This is a genomic window from Maritimibacter alexandrii (assembly GCF_005871115.1).
GTDB classification, from domain to species: Bacteria; Pseudomonadota; Alphaproteobacteria; order Rhodobacterales; family Rhodobacteraceae; genus Maritimibacter; species Maritimibacter alkaliphilus.
The window spans coordinates 1,489,937-1,500,592 of sequence record NZ_SWKQ01000009.1 but is presented as its reverse complement, the minus strand read 5'-3'; the positions used below and the strand labels follow the sequence as shown (position 1 = coordinate 1,500,592).

15 protein-coding genes are annotated in these 10,656 nt (G+C 62.4%); 9 read left to right on the top strand and 6 right to left on the bottom strand.

Going from position 1 to position 10,656, the window contains the following annotated elements; translation table 11 throughout:
* The 4 genes from FCT00_RS08065 to FCT00_RS08050 all read left to right on the top strand — a co-directional run.
* Positions 1–479, top strand: a 479-nt coding sequence (locus FCT00_RS08065) for an EF-Tu C-terminal domain-related protein (protein ID WP_268920909.1), incomplete at its 5' end; no start/stop codon positions are given.
* A 131-nt stretch (positions 480–610) separates the two neighbouring features.
* The gene (locus FCT00_RS08060) at positions 611–1,090 is read left to right on the top strand and encodes a thermonuclease family protein (protein ID WP_138422525.1); all 480 of its coding nucleotides are present in this window, start codon (positions 611–613) and stop codon (positions 1,088–1,090) included.
* Positions 1,091–1,135: 45 nt separating this feature from the next.
* Positions 1,136–2,131: a zinc transporter ZntB gene (locus tag FCT00_RS08055; protein ID WP_138422524.1), complete on the top strand. Its 996-nt coding sequence runs from the start codon at positions 1,136–1,138 to the stop codon at positions 2,129–2,131.
* A gap of 152 nt (positions 2,132–2,283) precedes the next feature.
* Positions 2,284–2,922: an HAD family hydrolase gene (locus tag FCT00_RS08050; RefSeq protein WP_138422523.1), complete on the top strand. Its 639-nt coding sequence runs from the start codon at positions 2,284–2,286 to the stop codon at positions 2,920–2,922.
* On the opposite strand, the gene FCT00_RS08045 is transcribed toward FCT00_RS08050, so the two are convergent.
* Together FCT00_RS08045 and FCT00_RS08040 are read right to left on the bottom strand one after the other, a co-directional pair.
* Entirely contained in the window at positions 2,919–3,389 is a 471-nt protein-coding gene (locus FCT00_RS08045) for an SRPBCC family protein (protein ID WP_138422522.1), read from the bottom strand. The genes FCT00_RS08050 and FCT00_RS08045 overlap by 4 nt on opposite strands.
* Before the next feature lie 4 nt (positions 3,390–3,393).
* On the bottom strand, positions 3,394–3,750 hold the full coding sequence (locus FCT00_RS08040) for an ArsR/SmtB family transcription factor (protein ID WP_235888955.1): 357 nt from the start codon (positions 3,748–3,750) through the stop codon (positions 3,394–3,396).
* Between the two features lie 104 nt (positions 3,751–3,854).
* Here FCT00_RS08040 and FCT00_RS08035 point away from each other — a divergent pair, with 104 nt between their 5' ends.
* Entirely contained in the window at positions 3,855–4,775 is a 921-nt protein-coding gene (locus FCT00_RS08035; RefSeq protein ID WP_138422521.1) for an alpha/beta fold hydrolase, read from the top strand.
* A gap of 3 nt (positions 4,776–4,778) precedes the next feature.
* Here FCT00_RS08035 and FCT00_RS08030 read toward each other — a convergent pair whose 3' ends face one another.
* From FCT00_RS08030 to rpsU, 3 genes are all read right to left on the bottom strand, one after another.
* A complete protein-coding gene (locus FCT00_RS08030) occupies positions 4,779–5,231 on the bottom strand; it encodes a hypothetical protein (protein ID WP_138422520.1) in 453 nt (150 codons plus the stop codon).
* Positions 5,232–5,233: 2 nt separating this feature from the next.
* A complete protein-coding gene (def, locus tag FCT00_RS08025; protein ID WP_138422519.1) occupies positions 5,234–5,764 on the bottom strand; it encodes a peptide deformylase in 531 nt (176 codons plus the stop codon).
* 136 nt (positions 5,765–5,900) lie between these two features.
* On the bottom strand, positions 5,901–6,107 hold the full coding sequence (gene rpsU, locus FCT00_RS08020) for a 30S ribosomal protein S21 (RefSeq protein WP_008331758.1): 207 nt from the start codon (positions 6,105–6,107) through the stop codon (positions 5,901–5,903).
* 154 nt (positions 6,108–6,261) lie between these two features.
* Here rpsU and FCT00_RS08015 point away from each other — a divergent pair, with 154 nt between their 5' ends.
* Together FCT00_RS08015 and FCT00_RS08010 are read left to right on the top strand one after the other, a co-directional pair.
* A complete protein-coding gene (locus FCT00_RS08015; protein WP_138422518.1) occupies positions 6,262–6,936 on the top strand; it encodes a COQ9 family protein in 675 nt (224 codons plus the stop codon).
* Positions 6,937–6,941: 5 nt separating this feature from the next.
* Positions 6,942–7,922, top strand: coding sequence for an NAD(P)H-quinone oxidoreductase (locus tag FCT00_RS08010; RefSeq protein ID WP_138422588.1), 981 nt, complete (start codon positions 6,942–6,944; stop codon positions 7,920–7,922).
* A 114-nt stretch (positions 7,923–8,036) separates the two neighbouring features.
* On the opposite strand, the gene FCT00_RS08005 is transcribed toward FCT00_RS08010, so the two are convergent.
* Positions 8,037–8,522 (bottom strand): MarR family winged helix-turn-helix transcriptional regulator, encoded by a 486-nt coding sequence (locus tag FCT00_RS08005; RefSeq protein WP_008331762.1) that lies wholly within the window; start codon positions 8,520–8,522, stop codon positions 8,037–8,039.
* A gap of 243 nt (positions 8,523–8,765) precedes the next feature.
* Between FCT00_RS08005 and ectA the strand changes: the two genes are divergently transcribed.
* Together ectA and ectB are read left to right on the top strand one after the other, a co-directional pair.
* A complete protein-coding gene (gene ectA, locus FCT00_RS08000; RefSeq protein WP_008331763.1) occupies positions 8,766–9,299 on the top strand; it encodes a diaminobutyrate acetyltransferase in 534 nt (177 codons plus the stop codon).
* Positions 9,300–9,349: 50 nt separating this feature from the next.
* Positions 9,350–10,651, top strand: a complete 1,302-nt coding sequence (gene ectB / locus FCT00_RS07995; protein WP_138422517.1) for a diaminobutyrate--2-oxoglutarate transaminase — start codon at positions 9,350–9,352, stop codon at positions 10,649–10,651.
* The last annotated feature ends 5 nt before the right edge of the window (positions 10,652–10,656 follow it).

Sequence of the window (10,656 nt, the reverse complement as noted above, 5' to 3'; positions counted from 1 at the left end):
TGATCAACGTGGGCGACGAACTGGAAATCGTCGGCATCAAGGACACCAAGAAGACGACCTGCACGGGCGTGGAAATGTTCCGCAAGCTGCTGGATCGTGGTGAAGCCGGCGACAACATCGGCGCCCTTCTGCGCGGTATCGACCGTGACGCGGTCGAGCGTGGTCAGGTTCTGTGTAAGCCGGGTTCGGTCAAGCCGCACACCAAGTTCGAGTGCGAGGTCTACATCCTGACGAAGGATGAAGGCGGCCGTCACACCCCGTTCTTCGCCAACTACCGCCCGCAGTTCTACTTCCGCACGACGGACGTGACCGGCACGGTCGAGCTTCCCTCGGGCACCGAGATGGTGATGCCGGGCGACAACCTGAAGTTCACCGTCGAGCTGATCGCCCCGATCGCCATGGAAGACGGCCTCCGCTTCGCCATCCGCGAAGGCGGCCGCACCGTGGGTTCCGGCGTCGTCTCGAAAATCCTCGAGTGATGGGCACTGCCGTTTGAGATCGAAAGGGTCGCCTTCGGGCGGCCCTTTTTCGTTTGAACACCGATTTTTGCACCAGTCGACTTCTGCTTCTAACTATTGTGCAAGAACGTTTTCTTTGGAGGCACAAACCCATGAAGTTTCTTCTCATTCCATTATTTTGCACATTCCCGTTCGTGCTCCTCGCGCAGGATGAGCGCAGCATTGAGAACCCATATGCGCTCTATTTCGGGAAAGTCATTCGTGTCATCGACGGCGACACCATCATCGCCGAAGTCGACCTTTGGCCTGGCTTGACTCAAGAAATCGCCGTGCGGGCAAAAGGAATTGATGCGCCGGAACTCCGACGCGTCGGATGTGAGGAAGAGAGGCAGTGGGGCGAGGATGCCAAGGACCTAGTCGAAAAGTCTTACGGGCCGGGAACGCCGATCCGGTTAGAAGACATCAGCATTGACAGCTTTGGCCGCGCGATAGCCGACATTCGTCGATGGCGGTCCGATCGCTGGTTGTATTTGTCGAACGAATTGGTCGACCAGCAATTGGCTGTTGAATGGGAAGATGATCAGGATGACGTGCCATGGTGCCTGTTGGCCCAAACGCGCGAAGTCGAATAGGCGTCTCCCCTTCCCTTTTCCGCCCCGGCCCCACATTCTGCGGCCATGACCGGAACCCACATCACCTATGCCCACGTCCTGAATGGTCCCGACAAGGGACGTGCCATCACCGAAGAGGAGATGCGGCATGTGCTGAAGGACGACACGCTGGGCTGGGTGCATATCGACGGCAACCACCCGGATGCCGAGGCGTGGATCGGCGAACACCTCGACTACCTCGACCCGCAGGCGGTGGAGGCGCTGGTCGACCGGGCCTCGCGCCCCCGGCTGACACGGCTGGGCGATGGGCTGATGATCATTCTGCGCGCGATCAACTTCAACGAGGGCGAAGACCCCGAGGACATGATCTCGTTGCGGATCTGGGCCGATGCGCACCGGATCGTCACCGTGTCCCTGCGCCGGGTGCGCGCGATCGAGCGGCTGGATGCGCGGCTTTCGCAGGGCGAAGGGCCGGAGACGACGGGCGCGTTCCTCGTCACGCTGATCGAAGACCTCACCGGCAAGATCGGCGATTTCCAGACCGATCTCGACGCCAAGGCCGAGGCGCTGGAAGAGCAGATCATCGCAGAGAGCGGCGACCACCTGCGCGGCGAGGTCGTGAACCTGCGACTTCAGGTCATCGCGGCACGGCGCTTTCTCGGCCCGCAGCGGGACGTGATCCGCGCGATTGCGGAAAGCGACAACCCGGTGATCGACGCCGAGACGCACCGCGAGATCGAGGAAGAGGCGCTGAAGATGACGCGGATCGTCGAAGACCTCGACGAGCTGCGCGATCAGGCGATGATCCTGCGCGAAGAACTGTCGGGGCAGCTTTCGGACCGGCTGAACCGCAACATGTTCGTCATGTCGGTCGTCTCGGTCATCTTCCTGCCGCTCGGCTTCCTTACCGGCCTGTTCGGCGTGAACGTGGGCGGAATGCCCGGTGTGAACGATGGCGATGCATTCTACTGGCTGGTGGGCTGGCTGTCGCTGTTGGTCGGTATTCTGGTCTTTTTCCTGTGGCGCGTGCGCTGGATCAGGTTCAGTAGGCGCCGGCGCTGAGGCGGCGCGTTAACCTCTATTAACTTGGATAATCTTTCGTTTTTCAATGGTTTGTGACGATCTCAGCATTCCAGAATACTAGTATTCTAGTATCCTGTCCGAGACGCCCCATTCGCAATTCCCTTCCTCGCCGCCTGCCCTAGGCTCACCGCATGACAGACCCGACACTCCCCCGCCCCGAGGCCGTGATTTTCGACATCGGTAACGTGCTCATCACTTGGCAGCCGGAGGATCGGTACGACGAGATGATCGGGCGCGCGCGGCGCGAGGCGATGTTCGCGACTGTGGACCTGCACGCCATGAACGAACGCTTCGACCGGGGAGAGGTGTTTCGCGACGTGGTGCAGGAAACCGCCGAAACCTATCCCGAATTCCGCGACGAGATCCTGATGTGGCATGACCGCTGGCTCGACCTTGCCCGCCCGCCGATCGACCATTCCGTCCGGCTCCTGCGGGCGCTGCGGGCCAAGGGCGTGCCGGTCTTCGCGCTCACGAATTTCGGGATCGACAGCTTCGCCCTGTCCGAGGCGCGCGATACGTTTCTGACGGAGTTCGACCGGCGTTATATCTCGGGCCACATGGGCGTGACCAAGCCGGACCCGCGCATCTACGAGATGGTCGAAGACGATTGCGGGATCGAGCCCGAGCGCCTGCTATTTACCGACGACAGGCCCGACAACATCGCCACGGCGGCCCGGCGCGGGTGGCAGGTCCATCTGTTCGAGGGGCCGCAAGGGTGGGCCGACCGTCTTGTGGCGGCCGGCCTGCTGACGCCGGGTGAAGCGGCCTAGGCCAGTTCCAGCGCGTCGAGGTTCTTGTAGGAAATCTCCATCCCGTCGAGCATTCCGGTCTCCATCATCTCCTGGCGGGTCTGCGCATCCGGCAGGGTCATGGTCACGACCATATGCGTTGCCTGACCCTTGGCTTTGAAAAGCGTCTCAACCAGATTGGGCGGGGTCGGGTCAGGCAGATACATCACCTCCTCCTGCAAGATGCGGTTCGGTTCCTCGAGTTCGAGAAAAGTCCCCGTGATCGTAAAGGTATAGTCGGCCGAGGAATGGACGATCCGATATGTGCCGCCTTCGGTCGCGTCGATCTCACACTCGACCACGTTGAACGCGTCGTTCCCGGACTGCCATTTCATGAGCAGGTCCGGCTCCATATGCGCGCGCCAGACGAGCGCGGGTGGCGCGTCGAAGTCACGGGTGACGACGAGTTGCGTGTCACCGATCAGTTCGAAACTTAGGGGTTTGGGCATCGCTTCAATCCTTTTTCAAATCCTGTTTCGCCATTTCTTCGGCCAGAACCGCGTCCAGCCGGTCGTAATTCGCTGTCATGGTCTGGCGCAGCCGGTCGAGCCATGCCTCCAATTCCTCCAGCGTTCCCCCGGCCAGCCGGCAGGGGCGGCGCTGACCGTCGATTCGCCGGGTGATGAGCCCGGCCTGCTCCAGCACTTTCAGGTGGTGCGAAATCGCGGGCTGGCTGATGTCGAAGGGTGCCGCGATTTCGCTGACCGTCATTTCGCCCTTCGCCAACCCGGCAAGGATCGCACGGCGTGTCGGGTCGGACAGCGCGGCAAAGGCCGTGTCCATGTCGGGGATTGCGCCTACTGATTCCATATCCATTTATATAAACAAACATTGATAAAAGGCAAGCCTCACGCAAAGCCGTTGCGTGCCGCCCCCGCAAACGGCACACTCACCGCCAAAAGCGAGCAGTATCCATGGCTTGGTTCATCGTCGGAATTGTCGGCCTTATCGCCATCGCACCCTTCGTGCGCGAGTGGTTTCGCACGCCCGTCAGCGCCGCGCGGGGCGATGACGACGGGGGTTATGCACAGTTGTCGGACGGCAAGACCTATTACCGCTGGTTCGGCGCGCCGACCTCGCATGTCATCGTGGTGATCCATGGGCTGACGACACCGCATTGGGTGTTCTCCGGCCTCGTGCGCGGCCTGAACCTTCTGGGCTACCAAGTGCTTGCCTATGACCTTTACGGGCGAGGGCTGTCGGATCGTCCCACAAACGCCCAGACGCCGCAGTTCTTCGTGAACCAGCTCGACGAACTGCTGACCGAACAGGGGCTGGATGGCCCCGTCTCGCTCATGGGCTATTCGATGGGCGGGATCATCGCGGCCGCCTTCGCCACCGCCAATCCCGCCCGCGTGGATCGCGTCATCTTCCTCGCCACCGGCGGGATCGACTACACCCCCGGCCAGCCGCTTCGCCGGTGCGGCAACCTCGGCGTGATCGGCAACTGGCTCTGGCGGATCACCGGCCCCGGATCGCTGCGTCGCGCCGCCGCGCGCGATGCGTCACAGCCGACCGTAATCCCCGACCTCGAACAACGCATGGGGGACGAGACCGCGCGGCGGGGATACCTGCGTTCGGTCCTGTCCGCACATCGTGAAACGCTGGCCATCGATCTTGAGAACCTCCACCGCGACCTCGGCAAGACCGGCATCCCCGTTCTGGCGATCTGGGCGGGCGACGATCAGGTGATCCCGCTGACCGCGATGGGCAAGATGACCCAGTGGAACCGCACCGCCCGCCACCACGTCGTCGAGGGGGTCGGTCACGCCTTGCCCCACGCCGCCCCGAACGAGATCATCACGGCGATCACCACGTTCTTCCGCGAAGTCTGAACCTCAGAGCCTGCGCACCACGGTGTCGAGGCTCGCGGCCTCCCGATGCCTGTGCCGGCGGGTGTAGACATAGGCCGCAAAACGCGCCGTGAACCATTCCATCCGGTCCGCTTCGATGACGATCTTGTCGGTCCAGATGCAGCCCGTGCCGCTGGGCTGGATCGACAACGTATGATCCCAACGCTTGACCTGCGCGTTGTGCTCACGGCTTTGGATCACCCGCGCGTCCCGGTCGAGGAGTTCGACGAACATCGTATGGCCGGGGTTCTTCATGACGCCGAATAGCGTGATATCGACCACATAGGTTTCGCCCTCGCGCACCACGTCGTCGGGCAGGCCCTCGTACCGCGCGATCCCCTTCATCGCGTCGACCATTTCGGAGAAATGGATCGCTTCGGCAAAGACGGTGTCGGCGTCGCGGGAATAGTGCGCGGTGACGGTAATCTGCCGGGTCATTCTTAGAGCCCCTTCGTGGCACGCTCATGGGCCCGGCGCACCTTGCGGAAATAAGACTTGGCCCGGTCTCGTTTGAGCCGCGACGCGTGATCGTAGAACAGCACACCCTGCGTATGATCGACTTCGTGCTGAACACCGACCGCAAGCGGCCCCGTCGCGACGAGCGACTGCTCTTCTCCATCGCAGTCCTGATAAGCAACTTGGGCGAGATCCCGGCGCGGAATGTCCATCCAGTAATCCGGCATGGACAAACAGCCCTCGGACCCGGTCACCACCCGATCCGACAGAGCGGTGATCCTCGGGTTCACCATGGCGAGACGATGCCGCTCGCCGGACGCATCCGGCATGTCGAGCACGACAACGCGTTTCGCCACACCGATCTGCACAGCAGCCAGCCCAGCCCCCTGCTCGCGGTCGAGGATGCGAAACATCTCCGCCACCAGCGCGGCAAGGTTCGGTCCGAATGCGTCGACCGTCGCACTGGGACGCGACAGGAGCGGATGATCGATGGGAAGGATGGGATCGTCGGGCATGAGAAAGACTCCGTCAAATACGCACCGATTCAGACCCACGGTGTCAAAGACCGCAACCCCAGAAACGACAAACCCCCGGGCGGATGCCACGGGGGTCGTCCGGTCAGCAAGCCGACCTGCATTGCGTCAGAGAAGCTTAGAGCATCCCCTCGCGCTGCGCCTTTTTGCGAGCGAGCTTGCGCTGACGGCGAATGGCTTCCGCCTTCTCGCGCGCCTTCTTCTCGGAGGGCTTCTCGAAATGCTGCCGGAGCTTCATTTCACGAAACACACCCTCACGCTGAAGCTTCTTCTTCAGAGCCCGAAGCGCCTGGTCGACGTTGTTATCGCGAACCGATACCTGCATGTGGTTGTCACCACCTTTCTAGGTTTGAGTTGCAAGAGAAATTGCAGGAAGCGGCCTTATAGCGGCGATCCGCGCGCTTGTCCAGTTCGCCGGACCCGCGCAAATCCACGCCCCCGCCTTGAAGGCGCCTCGCCCACATGCCACTTATTTCCTCATGACCGATCAAGACACGCTTCTCGACGCCATTCAAATGCACGTTCCCTTCGACGGCTGGTCCGACGCCGCGCTCAGGGCTGCCTGCGAGGACACCGACACACCGCTCGACACCGCCCATGCGATGTTCCCGCGCGGGGCCGTGGACATGGCATTTGCCTATCACAAACGCGGCGACCGGCAGATGGTCGAGGCGCTTGAGGCGATGGACCTGTCCACGCTCAAGTTCCGCGAAAAGGTGACGGCGGCCGTGCGCAAACGGCTCGAAGTCGCGGATAAGGAGCTTGTGCGGCGCGGCATGGCGCTTTTCGCCCTGCCCCAGCACGCCGCCGACGGGTCACGCGCGCTTTGGGAGACCTCGGGCCTGATCTGGGACACGCTGGGCGATACCTCGCGCGATGTGAACTGGTACACGAAACGCGCGACGCTTTCGGCCGTCTATTCCTCGACCGTGCTTTACTGGCTCGGCGACGACAGCGAGGGGCACGAGGCCACCTGGGCGTTTCTTGATCGGCGGATCGAGAACGTCATGCAGTTCGAGAAGGTGAAGGGCAAGCTGCGCTCGAACGCGCTGGTCGACGTCTTCATGAAAGGACCAGGTCGCGTGCTGGACAACATCCGCGCGCCCGGCGAACACCGCACCGGATACCCCGGACGTTGGAGCACCCACCGCTGATGACCCTGCCCAAGACCATGCGCGCCGTCGAGATCACCAAGGCCGGCGCCCCCGAGGTGCTGCAACCGACCATGCGGCCCGTGCCCGCGCCGGGTCATGGCGAGATCCTCATCAAACTGGCCTATGCGGGCGTCAACCGCCCCGACGCGCTGCAACGGGCAGGCATGTATGCCCCGCCCCCGACGGCGAGCGATCTGCCGGGGCTCGAAGGCTCCGGCACCGTCGCCGCCATCGGCCCCGGTGTCACCGACTGGGCGGTGGGGGACGAGGTCTGCGCGCTCCTCCCCGGTGGCGGCTATGCCGAATACGTGACGACCCCGGCGGCCCACGCGCTGCCCATTCCCAAAGGCATGGCGCTGAAAGAGGCCGCTTGCTTGCCCGAGACCTATTACACGGTCTGGTCGAACGTGTTCATGCGCGGCGGGCTGAAGGCGGGCGAGCGGTTTCTGGTGCATGGCGGCTCCTCCGGCATCGGCACGACCGCGATCCAGCTTGCGAGCACACTCGGCGCGCGCGTCTTCACCACCGCAGGCTCGGACGACAAATGCAAGGTCTGCACCGACCTTGGGGCCGAGGTGGCAATCAATTACAAAGACGCGGATTTCGTCGAGGTCATGGCAGAAGCGGGCGGCGCGAACCTGATCCTCGACATGGTCGGCGGCAGCTATATCGCCCGCAACATCAAGGCGCTCGCAGACGAGGGCCGGATGGTCCACATCGCATTCCTGACCGGCCCCAAGGCCGAGATCAACTTCGCGCAGATCATGGCGCGGCGCCTGACGATCACCGGCTCGACCCTGCGCCCGCAGTCGGACGCCGCGAAGGCCGCCATCGCCGCCGAATTGCGCGAACACGTCTGGCCGCTTCTGGACGCGGGCCGCGTGAAGCCGATCATGGACAGCACCTATCCGCTGGACGAGGCCGCAAAGGCGCACGCCCATATGGAAAGCTCCACCCATATTGGAAAGATCGTGCTGGAAGTCTGACGCACTCAGGATCACTCCCGGCACGCATCGTCTTCTCTGGTCCTCAAATACCTCGGGGGTGCGGGGGCAGCGCCCCCGCTTCGGTCGGATGGGCTTCAGCCCATTCGAAACCGCTCAGTGCCGCTTGCCGCCGTGATGAATGTCGCCCGTCGTCAGCACCGGCGAGGCGTCGATATCTTCGGCGTCCAGCATCGCCGCCACGCGCTCCAGCGACGCGATGATCTGCGCCTGCTCCCAGTCCTCCAGCGCCTCGAACTTGCGCACGTAACGCTGTTGCAGCGCATCGGGGGCTTCGTCGACGGTCGCCTGACCTTCGGCCGTGATCGTCACGTTGGTCTGGCGCCGGTCGCGCTCCGACCGCTCGCGGGTCACGAGGCCACGCGCCACCAGCTTGTCCACCAGGGCGGTGATGGTCGCTTGGCTCACGCCCATGCGGGTCGCGATGTCCGACGGGGTCGCGTGCCCGATCTCGCCCACGATCTGAAGCGCACGGAACTGCGCGGCGGTCAGCTTGGCCGCATTGGCCAGCTCTTTGCCGTAAAGCTCGGTCGCGCGCAGGATGCGCCGCAGGGCGATCAGGCTGATATCGGTCCGGTCCATCCCATCTCCTTCCAAGAGCTTTGATGGCATAGCGAGGAGGTCTGAAGCAATCATGTTACTTAGATAGACTAATCTTTCATGAATTAAAGGTTTTGAGTCGCTCATTTACTAAGTAAATTCACGCGATTTCCCCATAAAACTGGCGATTTCAGCCAAATTCCGGCATTTTTTCCTTTGAAGGTTGAAACAAAACGCCGCCCAAACTACTTTAGTCTACAAAGGAACTTTGGAGAGGACCGAAACATGCATACTGCGAAAGACCTTCCCCGATCCGGAAAGCTCCGCCTTCGGAAGCCGAATTCCGAGGACGGAGCGCAAATCTGGGACTTGATCCGCGAGTGCAAGCCGCTCGACGAGAACTCCGTCTACTGCAACCTGCTGCAATGCGACCATTTCCGTGACACTTGCGTGGTGGCGGAACTGGACGGCGACATTGTCGGCTGGATTTCCGGCTATCTCGTGCCGAACGAAGAGGCGCTCTTCGTGTGGCAGGTGGCTGTAAGCTCCAAGGCCCGGGGTATGGGTTTGGGTGGCCTGATGCTGGACGAAATCTTCGGTCGCGAAGAATGCGACGATGCCAACGTCCTCAAGACCACCATCACGAAAGACAACGACGCCTCGTGGGCGCTGTTCAAGAAGTTCGCGAAACGCCACGGCGGCGAGCTCGAGGACGAAGCTCATTTCAAAAAGGACGATCACTTCGAAGGCCGTCACGACACCGAACACATGGTGACGATCACGCTGCCGGACGAGGATGACATGGCGAAGGCCGCGTAATCGACGCGGCCCCCCGTCCTTTTCACAATCAGACATCGAAGGAACACGTTATGACGACAGACAAACAGTCTGCGAACAATCCCGTTTTTGAACGCCGCGAGTCGGAAGCCCGCTCGTACTGCCGCGGTTTCCCGACCACCTTCGCCAAGGCGCAAGGCTCGATCATGACCGCGACGGACGGCACCGAGTACATCGACTTTCTCGCCGGGTGTTCGTCCCTGAACTACGGCCACAACGACGCCGACATGAAGGCGGCGCTGGTCGAGCACATCACGAACGACGGCATCGCCCATGGCCTTGACATGTACACCGAGGAAAAGGCGAAGTGGCTCGAAGCCTACGAGAACATCGTGCTCAAGCCGCGCGGCATGGACGACTACAAGGTGATGATGACGGGTCCGACCGGCACCAACGCCGTCGAGGCCGCGATGAAGCTCGCCCGCAAGATCACGGGCCGTCGCAACATCATCTCATTCACCAACGGCTTCCACGGCATGACCATGGGTTCGCTGTCGCTGACCGGCAATGCCGGCAAGCGTGGCGGCGCGGGCACGCCGCTGGGTGGCGTGACCCATATGCCCTACGAGGGCGCGATGGGCGAAGGCGTGGATACGCTCGCTTTCATCGAAACGATGCTGGACAACGGCTCGTCCGGCGTCGACGCTCCGGCCGCGTTCATCTTCGAACCCGTGCAGGGCGAAGGCGGTTTGAACGCTGCGTCGAAGGAATGGATGGAAGGCATCGCCAAGCTTGCCAAGAAACATGGCGCGCTGCTGATCGTCGACGACATTCAGGCGGGCATCGGCCGCACCGGCAAGTACTTCGGCTTCGAAGGCATGGACATCGAGCCGGACCTCATCACCCAGGCGAAATCGCTGTCGGGGTTCGGTCTGCCGTTCGCCTGCCTGCTCATCAAGCGCGAGTATGACGTGTGGAAGCCCGCCGAGCACAACGGCACCTTCCGCGGCAACACCCATGCTTTCGTCACGGGCCGTGTCGCGCTGGAGAAATACTGGGCCGACAAGGACGCGATGGAAGCTTCGACCGCCGAGAAGGCCGAGATCCTCGAAAAAGGTCTCGGGAAACTCGCCGACCTCGTGCCGGGCGCCTACCTCAAGGGCCGTGGCTTCATGCGCGGTGTCGACATGGGCAGCGGTGAGCTGGCCGGAGACATCTGCGCCCGCGCCTTCGAAAAAGGCCTCATCATCGAGACGTCGGGTGCCGACGACGAGGTGGTCAAGGTGCTCGCCGCGCTGAACATCCCGAACGACGAGCTTCAGAAGGGTCTCGACATCGTTGTCGACGCCGCCCGCGAAGTGCTGAACGAAAATCACAAATACGCTGCGGAGTAACGACA